Source organism: Rhizobium rosettiformans W3 (assembly GCF_004912135.1).
Classification (GTDB): domain Bacteria; phylum Pseudomonadota; class Alphaproteobacteria; order Rhizobiales; family Rhizobiaceae; genus Allorhizobium; species Allorhizobium rosettiformans.
In genome coordinates this window covers 26,382-46,048 of the sequence record NZ_STGU01000001.1, presented here as the reverse complement: position 1 = coordinate 46,048, position 19,667 = coordinate 26,382, and the positions used below count along the sequence as shown (strand labels likewise).

The following is a 19,667-nucleotide window of genomic DNA, read 5'->3' as shown; positions in this document are numbered from 1 at the left end:
CACTCGCAGTTTCCCCTGCATATTGCCGGATTGACCTCCGGTCGATCCCGTGTATCATATCCTCAATCATGATAGATATCCGAAAAACGGATATATTTGGAGGAAATGCTTATGCGGGCTGTCGGCACCGTTCACCGCGACTATAAAATCAGCACGATCGATCCGCGCCTCTATGGATCTTTCGTCGAGCATCTCGGTCGCGCTGTCTACTCCGGCATCTACGAACCCGATCACCCGACGGCCGACGAGAATGGCATGCGGCAGGACGTCATCGACCTCGTGCGCGAACTCGACGTGCCTGTCGTCCGCTATCCCGGCGGCAATTTCGTCTCGGCCTATAACTGGGAAGACGGCATCGGTCCGAAGGAAGACCGGCCGGTTCGCCTCGATCTCGCCTGGCACACCTCGGAATCCAACCAGGTCGGCATCCACGAATTTGCAGACTGGGCGAAGGCCGCGAATACCGAGATGATGCTGGCCGTCAATCTCGGCTCGCGCGGTCTCGACGAAGCCCGCGCCTTCCTGGAATACGTCAACCACCCCGGCGGCAGCTACTGGTCGGACCTGCGCCGCAAAAACGGCCGCGAGGAGCCCTGGAACGTCAAGCTCTGGTGCCTCGGTAACGAGATGGACGGCCCCTGGCAGATCGGCCAGAAGACGGCGGAAGAATACGGCCGCGTTGCCTTCGAGACCGCCAAGGCCATGCGCGCCTTCGACAAGTCGATCGAACTCGTCGTTTGCGGCTCCTCCTCGCCGAAGATGCCGACCTATCCAGCCTGGGAGGCCACTGTTCTCGACTACACCTATGACAGCGTCGATTATATCAGCCTGCATATGTATTTTGAAAACCACGCCGGCGACACCGCTGCCTATCTGGCGCAGAACGCCCGCCTGGACGACTACATCGAGACCATCGCCTCCGTCATCAAGGTGACCAAGGCGAAGAAGCGCTCGAAGAAGGATGTCTATATCAGCTTTGACGAGTGGAATGTCTGGTATCATTCCAATGAAGCCGACCGGAAGGTTCTCGAAGGCCGCGATGGCTGGCCGCATGCTCCGGAACTGCTCGAAGACATCTACAATTTCGAGGACGTGCTGCAGGTCGGCTGCATCCTCAACACCTTCATCCGCCGCGCTGATGTGGTGAAGGTCGGCTGCCTCGCACAGCTGGTCAACGTCATCGCGCCGATCATGACCGTGCCCGGCGGTCCGGCCTGGCGCCAGACGACATACTATCCCTATCTCTTCGCCTCGCGTTATGGCCGCGGCACATCCTACCAGCTGTCGATCGACAGCCCGAGCTATGCGACGGACTTTGCCGAGAAGGTTCCCTATCTCGACGTGTCTGCGGTCGAGAGCGACACGGATGGCGCTCTCACCCTCTTCATCGTCAACCGCCATCAGACGGACGCCATCACCCTCGACGTCGCGCTCGAAGGCTTTGGCGACCGCAAGGTGATCATGGACAAGGTGATCGCGGGCCATGAGCTGAAGGCCGTCAATGGACCTGAAAAGCAGCCGGTTGCTCCGGCCGACGGCAGCGGACTGACTGTCGAGGAGGGGCGCCTCAAGGGAGAGATCGCGCCGCTCAGCTACCGGATGATCCGGCTCGGCCAATAACCAATCGACGACGGGGAGGAGAAACCATGTCGGCTTCGATTGAAATCGATAATGTCACCAAGCGCTACGGCGCACTGACCGTGCTCGATGACATCTCGCTGTCCATCGAGGCGGGCGAGTTCGTCGTCTTCCTCGGGCCCTCGGGCTGTGGCAAGTCGACCCTGCTGCGCATGATCGCCGGCCTGGAAGATGTCACATCAGGTACCATCTCGGTAAGCGGCAGCCGTGTTGACACCCTGCCGCCCGGCCAGCGTGGCGTCGCGATGGTGTTCCAGTCCTATGCGCTCTATCCGCATATGACCGTGAAGCAAAACATGTCGTTTGGCCTCGAAAACATCGGCATGCCCAGGGACGAGATCGAGAAGCGTGTCCTCGCCGCCGCCGAAACGCTCGAGATCGGGCACTTGCTCGACCGCAAGCCGCAGAAACTATCGGGCGGCCAGCGCCAGCGCGTCGCCATCGGTCGCGCCATCGTCAAGGAGCCCAAGGCTTTCCTCTTCGACGAGCCGCTCTCCAACCTTGATGCCGCACTTCGTGGCCGCACGCGTCTCGAACTCGCCCAGCTGCACCATCGCCTGGGCTCGACGATGATCTTCGTGACCCACGACCAGATCGAGGCGATGACCCTCGCCGATCGGATCGTGATCATGAATGCGCGCAAGATCGAGCAGATCGGCACGCCGATGGATGTCTACCAGCGGCCGGCCACCAGGTTCGTCGCAGGCTTCATCGGCTCTCCGCCAATGAACTTCCTGCGCGTATCCGGATGGAGCGGCACGAGTAAGGGGCTTTCCGTCAGTACCGCGGGTCTCGGCGCCGTCGAGACCGGGTTCAAGGTCCCGGCTGGCCTCAATCCCGAAGGCGCAACGCTGGGCATCCGTGCCGAGGACATAACGGTGCTGACCGACGGGACCTCCGGTGTGCCTTTGACGGCCGAGGTGGTCGAACGCCTGGGCGATCGCTCCCTCGTCTACGGCGTTCTCGATGACGGCAGCAAGCTCGTCGTCGAAGCGGATGGCCGCTCGCTGATCAAGGCGGGAGACCGGTTGATGATCTCGGCCGATCCGCATGCCTTCCACCTCTTCGGCGCAGACGGCCGCGCCTTCGGCAGGGAGGGGGACTGACATGGCGGAGAGTTATCGTCGCAGCCAGTGGAGCCACGGGCTATTCGTCCTGCCCTATCTGCTGGTCTTTATCGCCCTGCTCGTATTCCCGCTCTTCTGGGGCATGTGGCTAAGCCTGCACAAGGTCGACCTCTTCGGCCCCGGCCGTTTCGTCGGGCTGGCCAACTATTTCCGGGTCGCAGGCGATGCCGTCTTTCTGCAGGCCCTGCGCAACACCATCATTTTCGTGCTGGTGAGTGTGCCGACGCTCGTTGCCCTCGGTCTTTTTCTGGCACTCGCGCTCAATCGCACGACCCGCACCACTAGTTTCTTCCGCGGTCTGTTCTTTTCGTCCTCCGTGCTCTCGGTCACCATCGTCACCTTGATCTGGCGCTTCGTTTTCATTCCCAGCGACGGCCTCCTGTCCGTCCTCTTCGCACAGGCAGGCATCGACCAGATCAACTTCATCTCGACCAAAGGCTGGTCACTCTTTGCCGTCGGCGTCGCGACCGTCTGGTGGTGCATCGGCCTGCCGATGATGCTCTTCCTTGCCGCGCTCCAGCAGGTGCCGCAGGACCTCTATGAAGCAGCGGCGCTCGACAATGCCAGCCGCTGGCGCGTGCTCACCCGCATCACCCTGCCTTCGATTGCCCGCACCATCATGCTGGTGACGATCATCCAGATCGTCTTCCAGTTCCAGCTTTTCGGCCAGGCGCAGCTGATGACCAATGGCGGCCCGAACGGATCCTCGCGTCCGCTCGTCATGTACATCTACGAGGTCGGCTTCGTCCGCTGGGACGTCGGCCGTGCGGCAGCCGCCTCGCAGTATCTCTTCCTCATCATCCTCGTGGCGGCCATGGCGCAATATGTCGTGTCCTCGCGCAAGACGGAGGACGGCGCATGAACCGGTCGAACGACACCTACAAGCCGGAAGTCCTGACCGCCAACCGTTCGCTGCTCTGGGGAGCAGCCCTCTTGTCCGTCGTCATGATGGCGCCGGTGGCCTGGCTGGTCGGCCTCTCGATCAAGAGCAACCAGGATCTGATGATCGGCACGGACTCGGTCTTCCGCGCGCCCTATACGATCGCCAACTACCTGAACATCTGGCACTCATCCCAGGTCTTCGGCTGGTTCTTCAACAGCCTCGTCGTCGCGACCGGCCAGACGCTGCTGGTGCTGATCCTGTCTTCCCTCGCCGGCTATGGCTTTGCGCGCCTCGAGTTTCCGTTCCGCCGCACGCTGTTCATCATCGTGCTGTTCGGTCTCGCAGTACCCGAACAGGCGGTCATCATCGCCCGCCACCAGATGTTCAACTGGTTCGGTCTGCACAACACCTATCTCGGCCTGATGCTGCCGGGTCTGTCGGGTGCCTTTGGGGTCTTCCTGATGACGCAGTTCTTCCGGGCGATCCCCAAGGAGATCGACGAAGCAGCTCTGCTCGACAACGCCTCACAATGGCGGATCTTCTGGAAGGTCATGCTGCCGCAGACACTGCCTGCCCAGGCGACCCTCGGCATCTTCACCTTCCTGCATGGCTGGAACGACTACTGGTGGCCGCTGATCTCGGCGACCCGGAAGGAAATGTACACGCTGACGGTCGGCCTTGCCTCGTCGCAGTCGAACTTTGCCCAGAGCGAGGGCCTCGGCTTCCTCGCCGCGCAGGCTGTGTTTGCCAGCGTACCGGCGCTCATCGTCTACGTGATCTTCCAGAAACACATCGTGACCGCCGTTTCCGGTGGCGCGGTGAAGTGAAGCCTACCCGGCCGGAGAGGAGCCGGCCGGCTTTGTTCAACGGGGCAATCAGCCCGCCATAAGGGAGTGAGACATCATGAAACGCATTCTACTGACGACTGTCGCCATGATCGCGCTGAGCCAGGGCGCATCGGCACAAGAGCAGACGAAGATCGAGTTGCAGCGCTTCTTCGGCGCTTGCGAAGCGGAATATGGCAATGTCACGGATGTCTCGGCCGCGGTGGGCGAATGCGGCATCATCACCGCGCTCGTCAACAAGTTCGAAGCCGACAATCCGGATATCGACGTCAACGTGACCACGGTCGAATGGCCGGGTTATGACCAGCTGAACGCGCAGCTCGCCTCGGGCGCTGCACCCGACGTCGTCTCCATGCACTATTCTGCGATCTCCGACTACCAGAGCCGTGGCCTGATCGAGCCGATCGACGAAGTGCTCGCCGCGCAGGGCATCGCACCCGACAGCTTCACCGATGCGGGCCGCAACGGCGTGACCAAGGAAGGACAGCTCTTCGGCCTGCCCTTCGACAACTGGACCATGCTCTTCCACGTCAACCTGAACCTGATGAAGGAGGCCGGTCTGGTCAATGCGGATGGCACGCCAATCCTGCCGACCTCCGGCGAGGAGCTGATCGCGCAGGGCAAGCAGTTCACCGAAAAGACCGGCAAGCCCTACCTCATCCAGATCATGGCCAATGAGACGGCGTCCTACACGCGCATCCTCTATACGCTGCTGCAGCAGCAGAATGCCGATTTCTTCGCCGATCCGACATCGATCAAGCTGAACACGCCGGAAGCCAAGGCGGCGGTCGAGCTGATGAAGGCAACGAAGGACGAAGGCATCTCGACGACCGGTCTCGACTACGCCGCAGCCGTTTCGGGCTTCGCCAATGGCGAGGGTGGTATTGCCGTCAACGGCACCTGGTTGATCGGCGATTATGTCGCCCAGTCCGAAAAGGAAGGCACGGCCCTGTCGAACGGCTACACGGTCTACCCGGTCCCGCAGCTCTTCCCCGCGCAGGACAGCACCTATGCGGATGGCCACAGCTGGGTCATGCCGAAGAAGGACCGCACGCCGGAACAGGTGGAAGCCATCGGCAAGCTCTTCAAGTTCCTGGCCGAGAACGACTTCCAGTGGGCCCGCACCGGTCACCTGCCGGCGGCCAAGGCTGTCTTCGACATGGCCGAGTTCAAGTCCCTGCCGCATCGCGACAACATCGCCGAGATCGCGCAGACAGGTCGCTCGCTGCCGGCTGAAGTCCAGCGTCAGTTCGCCATCCAGGACATCATCGGTGAGGAAGTCGGCGCGGCCGTCAATGGCGGCAAGCCGGTCGACGAAGCGCTGACATCGGCCGAAAGCCGCATCAACGATCTGCTCGCCGACATCTGATCGGAGAGAAAAACTCCCCCAAGGCCTCCCTGGCCTGCCCTGCACACTCCGGTGTGTGGGGCCTTTTTGTTGCGGAAGACACTCGGGGGAGTTCGGCTTACCTCGTCTCCTGAACCTTCAGCGGTCCCGCTCCGGCAGAAACGGCCCCTGCCCCCAGACGATCGACTTCTCGTGTCGCTCGATGACCTTCTTCAGATCGGTGAATTCACGGACGATGTGGTCCTGAAACTTCCGACGGGCCGGATTGGGAAAGGTCTTCCGCTTGGTGATGATGCCCAGCGTACGTTCGGGCTGCGGGATATCGACCGGCACGATCGAGATCTTGTTCTCGCCTTTGAAGGAGAAGACCACCGAATGCGGCAGGATCGCCAGTGCATCGGTCGACGCGACGTAGTTCACCACGGAAAGCAGCGATCCGCCGGAATAGCGTACGGATAATTCGCTGATCCCGAGCGTGATCAGGATGTTGTGCAGGTCGAGCACCAGCGGCGAGCCCGGCAGCGGCGCGACCCAGGGGTAGGCGAGAATATCCTCGATGCTCAGGCGTCGCTTGCGCAAGAGCGGATGCCCGACAGCACAGGTCAGAACGTTGCGACCCGGCAGGATTGGCTGAAATTCGAAATCGGTCTTGAGATCCGTGCTGCCGATCGGCGTGATCGCGAGGTCGATCTGGCTGGAATCGAGCTCGGTGAGCAGATCCGGCAGATTGCCGTAGGATTGCTCGACCATGATGTCGCGCTCACAAAGCTGGAAGGAGGCGATCATCTGCGAGATCACGGCATCCATGAAGAAGGGAACGCCGCCCACCTTGATCCGTCCGGCAGTCCCCGACTGAAAACTTCTGACGATCTCGACCGCCTTGCGTGAGGCGCCCAGGATCGAGCGCCCCTGGATGGCAAGTTGCTGTCCCAGTGGCGTCAATTGCAGGGGCCGCTTGCCCGGAATGAAGAGTGGCTCCCCCACCCGTCGCTCCAGCATCGAGAGGGTGCGCGATACTGCCGGCTGAGTCATGCCGAGCATTGCGGCACCTTCCGTCACGCCACCGGTTTCGGCGACGGCAGCAAGCTGAACCAGATGGCGCTCATCTATCTTCATAGCAATATGCTATATGGAACATAAGCAATTTTATCAACAGATGACCCGGGCACCTATATAGTCTGATCATTGGGAAGGATCCGGCCTGACGCAAAAAGAACGGGAGCGGCAATTCAAACCGCTGGAGGACCTGTTCGTCAGGAAGCGGCACATCCCCTGCATTTGAAAATCTGGAGGAGAAGAAGCAATGTCGTTCATCTCGGGTTACCATCACCTCACGCTGAGCACCGACGGTGCTCAGGAGGACTATGACTTTTACACAAAGACACTTGGCCTGCATTCCATCAAGCGCACAGTTCTCTTCGACGGCACCATCCCGGTCTACCACCTCTACTACGGTGCAAAGAGCGGCGACCCTTCGACGATCGTCACCACCTTTCCCTTCAAGAAGCCCGGCATTTACGGCAAGCGCGGCACCAACCAGTCGAAGATCATCCAGCTTTCGATCCCGGTCGGCTCGGCCGACTTCTGGGTCGACCGCCTGAACGCACGCGGCATCCCCGCGACCAAGACCAGCCGCTTTGGCATCACCCGCGTGGCGCTCGCCCACCCTTGCGGCATCGATCACGAACTGGTCGAGAGCCCGGCCGATACCCGCACGCCGATCACCAGCGACGTGAATGGCGTTGGCCCCGCTCACGGCATCCGCGGCATCTATGGCGCCGCCGTCGCCGTCTTCGATCGCACCTCGATGGATGACTTCCTGACGATTGCCATGGGCATGAAGAAGGAAGCCGACAGCGACGAGGGCCTGATGTTTTCGGTACCGAACAATGGTGGCCCATCGAGCATGGTCGAAGTCCTGCACCAGCCGAATGGCCCGCAGGGCACATGGACGCTTTCGGGCGGCACGATCCACCACCTCGCGCTCAACACGGTCAACGAAGAGAACCAGCTGAAGCTGAAAGCCCACATCGAGGGCCTGGGCTTTACCGATGTCTCCGACCAGAAGGACCGCAATTACTTCAAGTCCTGCTATGTTCGCTCGCCGGGCGGTGCGCTGTTCGAGATCGCCTGGTCGGTCGAAGGCGGCTGGGCGAAGGATGAGCCGGCCGATGCGATCGGTTCGACGCTCGTCTTCCCGCCATGGTTCGAGGATCGCCGCGAAGAGCTGATCGCCGGCCTCGAACCCGCGAACTTCTGATCCGGGGGCGAATATGGCCATTCATGGCGAACCGCTCACCGCAGGTGTCGCACCGGCGGAAGCCGATGTTCTTTGCGTCTTCATCCACGGGCGAACCCAGTCGCCCGAGGACATGATCGAGCAGGTCGTCGGCCGGCTGGCCGTTCCGGGCGTCGCCTATTGCCTTCCGCGAGCAACCGGCAACTCCTGGTATGCAGCGCGCGCCACGGACCCACTGACGGACCCGACACGCAACGAGTTGACGGCATCACTCGACTATCTCCACGGGCTGGCGGGGGCCCTGCGACAGGCGGGCGGCGCGCAAAAGCCCCTCCTCATCGGCGGCTTCAGCCAGGGCGCCTGCCTGTCGCTTGAATATGCGATGGCTTTCGGCCCCTGGAATGGGGCCATGGTCAATCTCACGGGCTGCCGTGTCGGGCAGGTGCGCGATGAGCGCCCGTCGCGCGATCTCGACGGGATGCCCGTCTACCTCACCGGATCCGATCAGGATCCGTGGATCCCGGTCTCGGCTTTCGCGGAAGCCTCGGAAGCGCTTGGGAGGGCGCGGGCGAGGCTTCGCTGCGAACTGTTTCCGGGCCGGACACATCAGGCCTCCGACATGGAGGTCAAAGCGCTCGAAGCCATGCTTCGGGATCTTGCGGAGGGCAGCCGACCATTTCGCCGCGTCGCGGCTTAAGTCAGGACAACAAGGGAGGAGGACAGCATGATTACGCGCAGAAAACTGCTGAAGGCGGGCGCCGCGACCGGTCTCGCCTATGGGCTTGGCGGCCTCGCCGCGCCGGCAATTGCTCAAGGAGCCAAGATCAAGCTTGGATACGTGAGCCCGCAGACGGGACCGCTGGCAAGCTTCGGCGAGAGCGACGCCTACAACATCGCCTCATTCCTCGCGACCGAGGCAGGCAAGAACTTCGAGATCATCGTCAAGGACAGCCAGTCCAACCCGAACCGGGCAGCGGACGTGGCGAAGGAACTCATCCTCTCCGATGAGATCAACCTGATGCTGGTCGCCTCGACCCCTGAGAACACCAATCCGGTCGCGACCACCTGTGAGGCCGAAGGCATTCCCTGCATTTCCACCAAGGCCCCCTGGCAGCCCTGGTTCATCGGCCAGCAGGGCAATCCCGGCGATCCCGCAAGCTGGAAGCCGTTCGATTTCGCTTACCATTACTTCTGGGGCCTGGAAGACGTCATCGCCGTTTTTACCAACATGTGGGCCCAACTCGATACCAACAAGAAGGTCGGCGGCCTCTTCCCCAATGATGCCGATGGCAATGCCTGGGGTGACCCGAATGTCGGCCTGAAGCCGGGCCTTGCACAGGCCGGTTTCGAGCTCCTCGATCCGGGCCGCTACCAGAACCTGACAGATGACTTCACCGCACAGGTCAATGCCTTCAAGGACGGTCAATGTGACATCATCACCGGCGTCGTCATTCCGCCTGACTTCACCACCTTCTGGAACCAGGCCAAGCAGCAGGGTTTCAATCCGAAGGCCGTCACCGTCGCCAAGGCGATCCTCTTCCCGCAATCGGTCGAGACCCTGGGCCCCGCCGGCCACAACCTCTCCTCGGAAGTCTGGTGGTCCGCGCAGCATCCGTTCAAGTCGTCGCTGACGGGCCAGAGTGCCGGCGAGCTCGCCGCCGACTTCACCGCCAAGACCGGCCGCCCGTGGACGCAGCCGATCGGCTTCATCCACTCGCTCTTCGAGATGGCAACCGATGTCATGGGGCGCGTCGACGACGTGACGGATCCCGAGGCGGTCGCTGCGGCCATCGCCGCCTCCAAGGTCGACACCATCGTCGGCCGCGTCGAATGGAACGGCCAGGGCGTGCCGCCCTTTGCGGCGAAGAACGTCACTAAGACGCCGCTGGTCGGCGGCCAGTGGCGCCGCAAGGACGATGGCACCTTTGACCTCGTCATCGTCGACAACAAGACGGCACCGAACATTCCGACCGCCGGCAAGATGGAAGCCTTAGCCTGAAGACACGACAGAGGCGGGCCTGCTCAAGCGGGCCCGTCAGCTTCCCCAGACGACTGCCTCTTCATGGCGCTTGATCAGGTGGCGCAGGTTTTCAAAGCTCGACCGCACGAAGGATGAAAACTGCTCGACCGCCGGAGACCGCGGCGCATCGACACGCCGGAGGATGGCAAGCGCCCTCTCCGGATGCGGAATGTTGATCGGCAGGGCCGTGATCGTCTTTTCCTTGCGCTGGGCAAAGACCACGCTGTGCGGCATCACGGTCAGCGCATCGGCGCCCTTCAGATAATTGACGACACTCGCCAGCGACCCGCCGGAATAGCGGATGCGGATTTCCGTTGCCCCGAAGGAGAGCAGCAGTGCTCTGAGGTCGGCTAGAAGCGGACTGCCCGGCGGCGGCGCCACCCAGGAATAGTCGAGAAGATGCGATGGCTGCACACGCCGCTTCAACAGAAGCGGATGGGTCACGCGGCAGGCAATGACATTGCGGCCGGGCAGGATCTGCTGGAAGGCGAGACCCGAGCCCTCGTCGAGAATGTCGATCGGACAGATTGCCAGATCGATCTGGTCGGCCTTCAGCGCGGCCCGCAGGTCAGGAAAATAGCCATAGGACTGGTCGATCCGCACATCCGGATGCGTCGCCTGAAACTCGGCACACATGCCGGCGATCAGCGAATCCATGAAGAAGGGACTGCCGCCGACCCGCACCACGCCACTTTTGCCGACCCGGAAGCTTTCCATCAGATCGGAGGCCTTGCGCGACGCCGCCAGCATGGCAAGGCCGTGTTCTGCCAGCGCAATCCCGAGCGGCGTCGGCTGCAGCGGGCGCCGGCCCTTGATGAAGAGCGGTTCGCCAATCCTCTTTTCCAGCATCGACAACGTGCGCGAGACCGCCGGCTGTGCCAACCCCAGGAGGGCCGCACCTTCGGTGACGCCACCCGTCTTGACCACGGCAGCCAGCTGGATGAGATGTCGCTCGTCGAACTTCATAACGGATTGTTATATTGCCACCCAAACAAATCATCAATCCTGTATGCAGACCCTGCTAGCTTCCACTCGACCAGCAATGCAGATTTGGGAGGAGATGCATGTCGCGGGCCGCAGACCTCATCACCTTCGACGAAGCGACCTCGGCCGAGGCATTCACCAGCCGCTTCGGAACGCCCGATGATGCAACCGCGCGGCTCCTCTCTGCCGTGGTCTGCCACGTCCACGATCTCATCAAGGAATTCCGCCCGACCCAGGAGCAATGGCGCAAGGTCCTCGACTTCCTGACCGAAGTCGGCCACGCCTCGGACGAACGCCGCCAGGAATGGGTGCTGTTTTCCGATCTCGTCGGCGCCTCTGCACTTGTCGAAGAGATCAATTCCCGCCGCCCATCCGGCGCAACGCCCAACACGATCCGCGGCCCCTTCTTCCGGACCGACACCCCTGAGCGGGCATTGGGCAGCTCCATATCGCTGGATGGCGCAGGCTTACCGTTGTTGGTCGAGGGCCGCGTCGAAGATCTCGACGGCCTGCCGATCACGACCGCCGAGATCATCACATGGCAGGCGAACGCAGAAGGCTATTATGAAAACCAGCAGCCGGATCTGCAGCCGGAATTCAACCTGCGGGGTCTGTTTCGCCCCGATCAGGACGGCAAGTTCCACTATCGCACGGTCCGTCCGGCCGGCTACGGCGTCCCCGGTGACGGACCCGTGGGACGGCTGTTCGCCCAGGCGGGCTATCCGCTGCACCGTCCCGCGCATCTGCATTTCGTCGTGCGCGCACCGGGTTTCGAGACGATTACCACTCATATCTACGACGCCGAGGATCCGAGGCTCGGTGAAGATGCGCTGTTCGGCGTCCGGCCGGAACTGGTGCATCCGATCGAGCAGACTGTGATTGACGGAAAACCCGCCTCGCGCATCAGAGTCAGATTCGTCATGGTCCGCGCACGACCCGGGAGGGGCAAATGAAGAGCTTCACCTATGCCGGCAGCCCGGCGCGTATCCTCTTCGGCTCCGGCCGCAGCGCAGACGTGAGCAGCGCGGTAGAGTCCCTCGGCTGCCGCCGTGCGCTGGTCCTCGCAACGCCGCACCAGAAGGCGGATGCCGAAGCCCTGTCGGACCGCCTGGATAAACTCTCCGTTGGCGTCTTCGCCGGCGCCGTCATGCACACGCCCGTGGATGTGACGGAGACGGCGCTGAAGGTTGTCAAAGACGCGCAAGCCGACTGCGTTGTTTCGCTCGGCGGCGGCTCCACCACAGGGCTCGGTAAGGCGATTGCCTACCGCACCGATCTGCCGCAGGTCGTCATCCCCACGACCTATGCCGGCTCCGAAGTCACGCCGATCCTCGGCCAGACCGAAGGCGGCCGAAAGACCACGGTCCGAAACGCGAGCATCCTGCCGGAAGTCGTTATCTACGATCCGGACCTCACCCTCGGACTTCCCGTCGGCATGAGCGTTACAAGTGGCCTGAACGCCATGGCCCATGCGGTCGAGGGCCTCTATGCCCAGGACCGCAATCCGGTCTCGACGCTGATGGCGCTCGACGGTCTGCGGGCATTCCGGGACAGCCTTCCTGTTCTGGTGAAGAGCCCTCATGACCCCGATGCGCGGGCAGAGGCGCTTTATGGCGCCTGGCTCTGCGGCACCGTGCTCGGCACCGTCGGCATGGCACTGCACCACAAGATCTGCCACACGCTGGGCGGCTCCTTCGATACGCCGCATGCAGAAACCCATGCGGTCATGCTGCCGCACACGGCCGCTTTCAATGCCGAGGCCGCGCAAGCGGAACTCTCAGGCGCCGCCGAACTCTTCGGCGGCTCCATCGGCGGTGGTCTCTGGGACTTTGCCAAGTCGATCGGCGCACCGCTGTCGCTTAAGGATTTCGGGCTCACTGAAGCCGATCTCGATCGCGCTGCCGATATCGCTACGGAAAACCCCTACTGGAATCCGCGTCCGATCGACCGGATCTCGATCCGCACACTTCTGCAACAGGCCTGGGAGGGCATCAGGCCCGACTGACCGAGACGACATCTCGCGCGCTGCGCGCTCTTTGGGAGGAGAGACGATGATGGGAGGAAACATGATTACGCGACGCAAATTCTTGCAGACGACGGCAGCCGGCGGCGCCGTGCTGGCGACCTCGGGCCTTGCGGCCCCTGCGATTGCGCAGTCAGCGGCGGTGAAACTCGGCTATGTCAGCCCGCAGACCGGGCCGCTCGCTGCCTTCGGTGAAGCCGACAAATTCGTCATCGACAGCTTCCTCGCCACGACGAAGAAGATGGGCCTGAACTACGAGGTCGTGGTCAAGGACAGCCAGTCCAATCCGAACCGCGCCGCCGAAGTCGCCAAGGAACTGATCGTCGACGACGAAATCAACTTGATGCTCGTCTCCTCGACGCCGGAAACCACCAATCCGGTCTCAACCACCTGCGAAGCCGAGCAGATCCCCTGCCTGTCCACGGTTGCCCCCTGGCAGCCCTGGTTCATCGGCCAGCAGGGCAATCCCGGCGATCCCGCAAGCTGGAAGCCCTTCAACTACGCCTATCACTTCTTCTGGGGTCTTGAGGACATCATCGCCGTCTTCACCGGCATGTGGGGCCAGATCGAAACCAATAAAAAGGTCGGCGGTCTCTTCCCGAACGATGGCGACGGCAATGCCTGGGGTGACAAGGTGGTCGGTTTCCCGCCGGTGCTTGAGAAGCTCGACTATGGCCTGACCGACACCGGCCGCTACCAGAACCTGACGGACGATTTCTCTGCCCAGATCAACGCCTTCAAACAGGCCGAGACAGAGATCCTGACCGGCGTGATGATCCCGCCTGACCTCACCACCTTCTGGAACCAGGCCAAGCAGCAGGGCCTCAAACCCAAGATCGCCTCGATCGGCAAGGCGCTGCTCTTCCCGCAGACTGTCGAAGCCCTGGGCGATGCCGGCCACAACCTCTCGACCGAAGTCTGGTGGACGCCGTCTCATCCTTTCAAGTCCTCGCTGACAGGCGAGACAGCTGCCGATGTGGCAACGGCCTTCACAACCGCGACCGGTCGCCCCTGGACACAGCCGATCGGCTTTGCCCATGCGCTGTTCGAACTGGCGGTCGACGTCATGAAGCGTGCGGAGGACGTGACGGACGGCGATGCGGTAGCCAAGGCCATCGGCGAAACCAAGCTCGACACGCTGGTCGGCCCGATCGCCTGGAACAACGCCAACCTGCCGCCTTTCGCCCAGAAAAACGTCGCCAAGACCCCGCTTGTCGGTGGCCAGTGGCGGCTCAAATCCGGCGGCGGTTACGATCTGGTCGTCGTCGAAAACGGACAGGCGCCGAACATCCCGCTCGGCGGCAAGATGGAAGCGCTGAGCTGAACCCTGTGAAGCATGTGGCTGCGGTGCCCCGTCCTTGCGGGCGCCGCAAGCCTGACGGAGGAGTGTCCATGCCGATCCTGGAACTGAATGGTGTGTCGAAGTCCTTCGGGGCCCTCGTGGTCGCCGAGGATATCTCGTTTTCCGTCGAAGCAGGCGAGGCGCTCGGCGTCATCGGACCGAATGGCGCCGGCAAGTCGACGCTGTTCAATCTGATCACCGGCAACCTCTCCGTCGCCAGGGGCACTGTCCATTTCGATGGTCGCAACGTGACGAATGTCCCGCCGATGCAGCGCTGTTTCGCCGGCATGGGCCGCACCTTCCAGATCCCCCAGCCTTTTGAGCGGCTGACGGTCTACGAGAACCTGCTCGTCGCCGGCGCCTTCGGCAGCGAAAGCAGCGAAGCCGACGTCGCCGAGTTCTGCGCCGAGATCCTCGTAGAGACCGGCCTCATCGCCAAGGCCAACCGCCCGGCAGGCAGCCTCACTCTGCTCGAGCGCAAACGGCTGGAACTCGCTCGGGCTCTAGCCACCAGGCCCAAGCTTTTGTTGCTCGACGAGATTGCCGGCGGGCTGACCGAAGGCGAGTGTCGTCAGCTGGTCGCCACGATCAAGCGCGTGCATCAGCGCGGCATGGCTATCATCTGGATCGAGCACGTGTTGCATGCGTTGAACGCGGTCGCGGAGAAAATCCTCGTCCTGAACTTCGGACGGGTCATCGGCCATGGCGATCCGCAGACCATCATGAATTCGCGCGAGGTGCGCGAAATCTATCTGGGCATGGAGGTCTGACCGTGAGCCTCATCGAAACGAAGAACCTCACCGCCTTCTACGGCGACTTCCAGGCCCTGTTCGGCGTCGACCTCGTCCTCAATCCCGGGGAGACGATTGCCGTGATCGGCGCCAATGGCGCGGGCAAATCGACACTGATGCGATCCATTGCGGGTGTCCTGCGCAACCAACCGGATGCGATCCGCCACAAGAACGAACCGATCGGCGCGCTCGCCGCCCCCGACGTCATGGCCCGCGGCATTGCGCTGGTGCCGGAAGGCCGCCGGCTTTTCCCCTCGCTGACGGTCGAGGAAAACCTGCTCGTCGGTCGCCACGGCCGAAAGGTAAGCGGTCCCTGGTCGCTCGAAACAGTCTATGAGCTTTTCCCGATCCTGAGGGAGCGCCGTCGCAATCCCTCGACGGCCCTGTCCGGTGGGCAGCAGCAGATGGTTGCCATCGGCCGGGCGCTGATGTCGAATCCCGAAGTGCTGCTCTGCGACGAGTTGAGCCTCGGCCTCGCCCCCGTCGTCATCAAGGACATCTACGCTGCCTTCCCACGCATCCGGGAGACGGGTGCCGCCATCGTCATCGTCGAGCAGGATATCGCCCAAGCGCTGCAGGTTGCAGACCGCGTCTATTGCATGATGGAAGGTCGGGTCACGCTCGAAGGGCGCCCGGCAGAGCTCGACCGCGCCGACATCCACGCGGCCTATTTCGGAGCGGAGCCCAATGAACTGGCTTGATACCATTCTCCAGGGCATCCTGCTCGGCGGGCTCTACGCCCTCTTCGCCGCCGGCCTGTCGCTCGTTTTCGGCATCATGCGGCTGGTCAATCTCGCCCATGGCGACCTCATCGTCTTTGCCGCCTTCCTCATCCTGCTGCTCGTGTCGACGCTCGGGCTCAATCCATTCCTGGCGGCCCTGATCGCCGGTCCGCTGATGTTCGCGATCGGCTACCTGCTGCAATATCACCTGCTGAACCGCACACTCGGCAAGGACATCCTGCCGCCGCTGCTCGTCACCTTCGGCTTGTCGATCGTCATCCAGAACGGCTTGCTCGAAGCCTTTACCGCGGACAGCCAGCGCATCCCGGCTGGCGCCCTGGAGCAGGCATCGCTCTCGCTCGGTGGCATCAATGCCGGCGTCATGCCGCTGCTGACCTTCACCTCAGCGATCCTGGTCATCGTCGGTCTCAACCAGCTGATCTACAAGACGGCGCTGGGCCGTGCCTTCCGCGCAACTTCCGACGACGTGGTGACGGCCGGCCTGATGGGCATCCGTCCGAACCAGATCTTTGCCATCGCAACAGGCCTTGCCATGGTGATCGTCACGATCGCCGCGCTTTATCTCGGCACCCGCGCCAATTTCGATCCGACCGCCGGTCCGGCACGCCTGATCTACGCCTTCGAAGCCGTTATCATCGGCGGCCTCGGCTCACTCTGGGGCACGCTTGCCGGGGGCATCATTCTGGGTGTCGCACAAACGTTCGGAGCCGCTATCAACCCGGAATGGCAGATCCTCTCGGGCCATATCGCCTTCCTGCTGGTCCTGCTGTTCCGCCCGCGGGGTCTCTTCCCGCGCGCTGTCGATTGAGGTGACGATGACCCCGAACCGAGACATCCTGTCGAACGTCATGCGCCCGACGCCTTCCTGGCGGGTCGAAACCCGCACCCGCCTCTCCACGCTGTTTTCAATCGCAGCCATCCTCTTCGTGCTGCTCCTGGCAGCCGCCCCCTTCGTCGTCTCGCGCGGCGTGGTGCAGGACCTCTTCTTTATCCTGACCATGCTGGCCCTCGCCCAAAGCTGGAACCTGCTTGCCGGCTACGCCGGGCTGATTTCCGTCGGCCAGCAGCTCTTCGTCGGCTGCGGTGCCTATGCCCTCTTCGGCTTCGTCATCCTTCTCGGCCTCGACCCGATCCTGGCCATACCGCTGGCCGGCCTCTTCGCAGTGCTGGTCTCGATACCGACGGCGTTCTTTGCCTTCCGCCTCTACGGTCCGTATTTTGCCATCGGCACCTGGGTCATCGCCGAAGTGGGCCGGCTGCTCTTTGCCCAGTGGAAGGCGCTTGGCGGCGGCACTGGTACGTCGCTCCCGCGCGAGGCAACGCGCGACATGTTCGGCGTCGCCCTGCTTGAAGACTGGTTCGGCATGCGGGCCGCAGCCGCAGCCGACGCCGTCGCCTTCTGGCTAGCATTGGTGGTTCTCGTCCTGACCATCGGCTTTGTCTATCGCCTGCTACGCTCCAAGCAGGGCTTGGGCCTTGCTGCCGTCCGCGACAACGAGACGGCCGCCCGTGCTCTCGGAGTCGATGCCCTCCGACTGAAGCTCGTGATCTACCTCTCGACCGCCTTCATCACCGGCATCGTCGGCGCGATCATCTATCTGCAGAAGGCCCGTATCTCACCCGATGCCGCCTTCTCGCTGACCGACTGGACGGCCTATGTGCTGTTCATCGTCATCATCGGCGGCATCGGCACCATCGAAGGGCCGATCGTCGGCGTCATCATCTTCTTCCTGATGCAGAATGCGCTGTCGAGCTACGGGTCCTGGTACCTGCTGCTGCTCGGGGCGATTGCCATCATCACCATGCTGTTTGCGCCGCGCGGGATCTGGGGCCTGATCACCGACCGCACCGGCATCGAACTCTTTCCGGTCCGTCGCACCTTGAGAGGCGGATCGCTTGAACAAACGACAAAGGGAGGGCCACATGGCTGACATCACCACCGACGTCCTGATCATCGGCACCGGGCCGGCCGGCTCGGCAACCGCCGCATTGCTCGCGAGCTACGGCCTCGAGCCAATGGTCATCAACCGCTATCGCTGGCTGGCCAACACGCCGCGCGCCCACATCACCAACCAGCGCACGATGGAGGTTCTGCGCGATCTCGGCCGCGACGTCGAAGACGAAGCCTATATGTTCGCGACCGAGCAAGACCTGATGGGCCAGAACGTCTTCTGCACGGCGGTCGCCGGCGAAGAAATCGGCCGCATGCAGAGCTGGGGCAACCATCCGCTCTCGCGCGCCGAACACCTCCTCTCCTCGCCCGGCCGGATGAACGACCTGCCGCAGACCTATATGGAGCCGCTGCTCTTCAAGACGGCCTGCTCGCGTGGCGCGCAGTCGCGCATGTCGACGGAATATGTGAGCCATGTGCAGGATGCCGACGGCGTCACCACCACTTGCCTTGACCGCCTGACCGGCAAGCAATTCACCGTGCGCTCGAAGTTCCTGGTCGGCGCCGATGGCGGCAACTCCAAGGTGGCCGAACATGCGGGCCTTACCTTCGAAGGCAAGATGGGCGTCGCCGGTTCGATGAACATCCTCTTCGAATGCGACCTCTCGCGCTACGTCGCTCACCGCCCCTCGGTGCTCTACTGGGTGCTGCAGCCGGGTGCGGATGTCGGCGGCATCGGCATGGGCCTTGTCCGCATGGTCCGCCCATGGAACGAGTGGCTGATCGTCTGGGGTTACGACATCAACCAGCCGGCACCGGCCGTCGATGATGCCTTCGCCACCAAGGTCGTGCGCGATCTCGTCGGCGTCCAGGATCTGCAGCCGAAGATCAAGTCGGTCTCCACCTGGACCGTCAACAACATGTACGCAACCACCATGTCGAACGGCCGCGTCTTCTGCATGGGCGATGCCACCCACCGCCATCCGCCGTCGAACGGCTTGGGATCCAATACCTCGATCCAGGATGCCTTCAATCTTGCCTGGAAGCTCGCCGCCGTTATCAGAGGCCAGGCCGGCATGGGCCTGCTCGAAAGCTACCAGGCCGAACGCGCACCGGTCGCCAAGCAGATCGTCACCCGCGCCAACAAGTCGATCGAGGAATTCGGCCCGATTTTCAAGGCGCTCGGCCTGCTCGACTCCGTCGATCCGGTAAAGATGCAGGAGAACATGGACGCCCGCTGCAACGACACGGACGATGCGGAAAAACAGCGTGAGGCGATCCGCCAGGCGATTGCCCACAAGGTCTACGAGTTCGACGCCCATGGCGTTGAGATGAATCAGCGCTACAAGTCCGGCGCGATCGTCACCGACGGGCAGCCGGAACCGGCCTTCGAGAAGGATGCCGAACTGCACTACCAGCCGACTACCTGGCCCGGCGCCCGCCTGCCGCATGTCTGGCTTTTCGGGCCGGAAGGCGAAAAGGTCTCCAGCCTTGATCTGACCGGCCATGGCGTCTTCACCGTTCTCACCGGCATCGGGGGCGATGGCTGGGTGGCGGCCGCGAAGTCTCTGTCGAAGGAGTTTGGCCTGCCGATCACGGTTCACAAGATCGGCCCCCGCCAGACCTGGCAGGACTTTTCCGGCGATTGGGCCCGCGCCCGCGAGATCCGCGATTCTGGCGCGCTTCTTGTGCGCCCGGACCACCACGTCGCCTGGCGCGCGGAAGCCGCCGTCAAGGACCCCGAAAGCGAGCTGCGGCGCGTCCTGAAAACCATTCTGGACCGGTGAGGAGCG

The 19,667-nt window shown here is 62.8% G+C and carries 18 protein-coding genes; 16 read left to right on the top strand and 2 right to left on the bottom strand.

Going from position 1 to position 19,667, the window contains the following annotated elements; all coding sequences use genetic code 11:
* Nucleotides 1-111 precede the first annotated feature (111 nt).
* The 5 genes from arfA (at nucleotide 112) to FAA86_RS00175 (ending at nucleotide 5,862) form a co-directional block, all read left to right on the top strand.
* Nucleotides 112-1,620 carry an arabinosylfuranosidase ArfA gene (gene arfA / locus FAA86_RS00195; protein WP_136537839.1) on the top strand — a complete coding sequence of 503 codons (1,509 nt, stop codon included), beginning with the start codon at nucleotides 112-114 and terminating at the stop codon, nucleotides 1,618-1,620.
* 26 nt (nucleotides 1,621-1,646) lie between these two features.
* The gene (locus FAA86_RS00190) at nucleotides 1,647-2,744 is read left to right on the top strand and encodes an ABC transporter ATP-binding protein (RefSeq protein ID WP_136537838.1); all 1,098 of its coding nucleotides are present in this window, start codon (nucleotides 1,647-1,649) and stop codon (nucleotides 2,742-2,744) included.
* 1 nt (nucleotide 2,745) lies between these two features.
* Nucleotides 2,746-3,627 (top strand): carbohydrate ABC transporter permease, encoded by an 882-nt coding sequence (locus FAA86_RS00185; protein WP_136537837.1) that lies wholly within the window; start codon nucleotides 2,746-2,748, stop codon nucleotides 3,625-3,627.
* Nucleotides 3,624-4,475: a carbohydrate ABC transporter permease gene (locus tag FAA86_RS00180; RefSeq protein ID WP_102018738.1), complete on the top strand. Its 852-nt coding sequence runs from the start codon at nucleotides 3,624-3,626 to the stop codon at nucleotides 4,473-4,475. Before FAA86_RS00185 ends, FAA86_RS00180 begins: the two co-directional genes overlap by 4 nt.
* Nucleotides 4,476-4,551: 76 nt before the next feature.
* Nucleotides 4,552-5,862 carry an extracellular solute-binding protein gene (locus tag FAA86_RS00175; protein ID WP_136537836.1) on the top strand — a complete coding sequence of 437 codons (1,311 nt, stop codon included), beginning with the start codon at nucleotides 4,552-4,554 and terminating at the stop codon, nucleotides 5,860-5,862.
* Between the two features lie 117 nt (nucleotides 5,863-5,979).
* Here FAA86_RS00175 and FAA86_RS00170 read toward each other — a convergent pair whose 3' ends face one another.
* A complete protein-coding gene (locus FAA86_RS00170) occupies nucleotides 5,980-6,957 on the bottom strand; it encodes a LysR family transcriptional regulator (RefSeq protein WP_136537835.1) in 978 nt (325 codons plus the stop codon).
* Nucleotides 6,958-7,144: 187 nt separating this feature from the next.
* Between FAA86_RS00170 and FAA86_RS00165 the strand changes: the two genes are divergently transcribed.
* The 3 genes from FAA86_RS00165 to FAA86_RS00155 are packed head-to-tail and all read left to right on the top strand — an operon-like array spanning nucleotide 7,145 to nucleotide 10,079.
* Nucleotides 7,145-8,101, top strand: coding sequence for a VOC family protein (locus FAA86_RS00165; RefSeq protein WP_113458613.1), 957 nt, complete (start codon nucleotides 7,145-7,147; stop codon nucleotides 8,099-8,101).
* 13 nt (nucleotides 8,102-8,114) lie between these two features.
* Nucleotides 8,115-8,777 (top strand): alpha/beta hydrolase, encoded by a 663-nt coding sequence (locus tag FAA86_RS00160; RefSeq protein ID WP_167494844.1) that lies wholly within the window; start codon nucleotides 8,115-8,117, stop codon nucleotides 8,775-8,777.
* 27 nt (nucleotides 8,778-8,804) lie between these two features.
* A complete protein-coding gene (locus FAA86_RS00155) occupies nucleotides 8,805-10,079 on the top strand; it encodes an ABC transporter substrate-binding protein (RefSeq protein ID WP_136537834.1) in 1,275 nt (424 codons plus the stop codon).
* Nucleotides 10,080-10,115: 36 nt separating this feature from the next.
* Here FAA86_RS00155 and FAA86_RS00150 read toward each other — a convergent pair whose 3' ends face one another.
* Complete coding sequence (locus FAA86_RS00150; RefSeq protein ID WP_136537833.1) at nucleotides 10,116-11,066, bottom strand: LysR family transcriptional regulator; 951 nt, start codon at nucleotides 11,064-11,066, stop codon at nucleotides 10,116-10,118.
* A 98-nt stretch (nucleotides 11,067-11,164) separates the two neighbouring features.
* Between FAA86_RS00150 and FAA86_RS00145 the strand changes: the two genes are divergently transcribed.
* From FAA86_RS00145 to FAA86_RS00110, 8 genes are all read left to right on the top strand, one after another.
* Complete coding sequence (locus FAA86_RS00145) at nucleotides 11,165-12,037, top strand: dioxygenase family protein (RefSeq protein WP_136537832.1); 873 nt, start codon at nucleotides 11,165-11,167, stop codon at nucleotides 12,035-12,037.
* Nucleotides 12,034-13,089 (top strand): maleylacetate reductase, encoded by a 1,056-nt coding sequence (locus tag FAA86_RS00140; RefSeq protein WP_136537831.1) that lies wholly within the window; start codon nucleotides 12,034-12,036, stop codon nucleotides 13,087-13,089. Before FAA86_RS00145 ends, FAA86_RS00140 begins: the two co-directional genes overlap by 4 nt.
* A 61-nt stretch (nucleotides 13,090-13,150) precedes the next feature.
* The gene (locus FAA86_RS00135; RefSeq protein ID WP_136537830.1) at nucleotides 13,151-14,431 is read left to right on the top strand and encodes an ABC transporter substrate-binding protein; all 1,281 of its coding nucleotides are present in this window, start codon (nucleotides 13,151-13,153) and stop codon (nucleotides 14,429-14,431) included.
* Nucleotides 14,432-14,499: 68 nt separating this feature from the next.
* The gene (locus FAA86_RS00130; RefSeq protein WP_136537829.1) at nucleotides 14,500-15,219 is read left to right on the top strand and encodes an ABC transporter ATP-binding protein; all 720 of its coding nucleotides are present in this window, start codon (nucleotides 14,500-14,502) and stop codon (nucleotides 15,217-15,219) included.
* 2 nt (nucleotides 15,220-15,221) lie between these two features.
* Nucleotides 15,222-15,941 carry an ABC transporter ATP-binding protein gene (locus FAA86_RS00125; RefSeq protein WP_136537828.1) on the top strand — a complete coding sequence of 240 codons (720 nt, stop codon included), beginning with the start codon at nucleotides 15,222-15,224 and terminating at the stop codon, nucleotides 15,939-15,941.
* A complete protein-coding gene (locus tag FAA86_RS00120; protein ID WP_136537827.1) occupies nucleotides 15,928-16,791 on the top strand; it encodes a branched-chain amino acid ABC transporter permease in 864 nt (287 codons plus the stop codon). The genes FAA86_RS00125 and FAA86_RS00120 overlap by 14 nt, the downstream gene beginning before the upstream one ends.
* A 7-nt stretch (nucleotides 16,792-16,798) precedes the next feature.
* Nucleotides 16,799-17,914 (top strand): branched-chain amino acid ABC transporter permease, encoded by a 1,116-nt coding sequence (locus tag FAA86_RS00115; RefSeq protein WP_136537826.1) that lies wholly within the window; start codon nucleotides 16,799-16,801, stop codon nucleotides 17,912-17,914.
* Nucleotides 17,907-19,661, top strand: a complete 1,755-nt coding sequence (locus tag FAA86_RS00110) for an FAD-dependent oxidoreductase (RefSeq protein ID WP_136537825.1) — start codon at nucleotides 17,907-17,909, stop codon at nucleotides 19,659-19,661. The genes FAA86_RS00115 and FAA86_RS00110 overlap by 8 nt, the downstream gene beginning before the upstream one ends.
* Nucleotides 19,662-19,667: the final 6 nt, after the last annotated feature.

What these genes read in the sequence shown, in the direction of transcription:
- arfA (WP_136537839.1), top strand. Translation starts at nt 112, where the DNA reads ATGCGGGCTGTCGGCACCGTTCACCGCGACTATAAAATCAGCACGATC.
- FAA86_RS00190 (WP_136537838.1), top strand. Translation starts at nt 1,647, where the DNA reads ATGTCGGCTTCGATTGAAATCGATAATGTCACCAAGCGCTACGGCGCA.
- FAA86_RS00185 (WP_136537837.1), top strand. Translation starts at nt 2,746, where the DNA reads ATGGCGGAGAGTTATCGTCGCAGCCAGTGGAGCCACGGGCTATTCGTC.
- FAA86_RS00180 (WP_102018738.1), top strand. Translation starts at nt 3,624, where the DNA reads ATGAACCGGTCGAACGACACCTACAAGCCGGAAGTCCTGACCGCCAAC.
- FAA86_RS00175 (WP_136537836.1), top strand. Translation starts at nt 4,552, where the DNA reads ATGAAACGCATTCTACTGACGACTGTCGCCATGATCGCGCTGAGCCAG.
- FAA86_RS00170 (WP_136537835.1), bottom strand. Translation starts at nt 6,957, where the DNA reads ATGAAGATAGATGAGCGCCATCTGGTTCAGCTTGCTGCCGTCGCCGAA.
- FAA86_RS00165 (WP_113458613.1), top strand. Translation starts at nt 7,145, where the DNA reads ATGTCGTTCATCTCGGGTTACCATCACCTCACGCTGAGCACCGACGGT.
- FAA86_RS00160 (WP_167494844.1), top strand. Translation starts at nt 8,115, where the DNA reads ATGGCCATTCATGGCGAACCGCTCACCGCAGGTGTCGCACCGGCGGAA.
- FAA86_RS00155 (WP_136537834.1), top strand. Translation starts at nt 8,805, where the DNA reads ATGATTACGCGCAGAAAACTGCTGAAGGCGGGCGCCGCGACCGGTCTC.
- FAA86_RS00150 (WP_136537833.1), bottom strand. Translation starts at nt 11,066, where the DNA reads ATGAAGTTCGACGAGCGACATCTCATCCAGCTGGCTGCCGTGGTCAAG.
- FAA86_RS00145 (WP_136537832.1), top strand. Translation starts at nt 11,165, where the DNA reads ATGTCGCGGGCCGCAGACCTCATCACCTTCGACGAAGCGACCTCGGCC.
- FAA86_RS00140 (WP_136537831.1), top strand. Translation starts at nt 12,034, where the DNA reads ATGAAGAGCTTCACCTATGCCGGCAGCCCGGCGCGTATCCTCTTCGGC.
- FAA86_RS00135 (WP_136537830.1), top strand. Translation starts at nt 13,151, where the DNA reads ATGATTACGCGACGCAAATTCTTGCAGACGACGGCAGCCGGCGGCGCC.
- FAA86_RS00130 (WP_136537829.1), top strand. Translation starts at nt 14,500, where the DNA reads ATGCCGATCCTGGAACTGAATGGTGTGTCGAAGTCCTTCGGGGCCCTC.
- FAA86_RS00120 (WP_136537827.1), top strand. Translation starts at nt 15,928, where the DNA reads ATGAACTGGCTTGATACCATTCTCCAGGGCATCCTGCTCGGCGGGCTC.
- FAA86_RS00115 (WP_136537826.1), top strand. Translation starts at nt 16,799, where the DNA reads ATGACCCCGAACCGAGACATCCTGTCGAACGTCATGCGCCCGACGCCT.
- FAA86_RS00110 (WP_136537825.1), top strand. Translation starts at nt 17,907, where the DNA reads ATGGCTGACATCACCACCGACGTCCTGATCATCGGCACCGGGCCGGCC.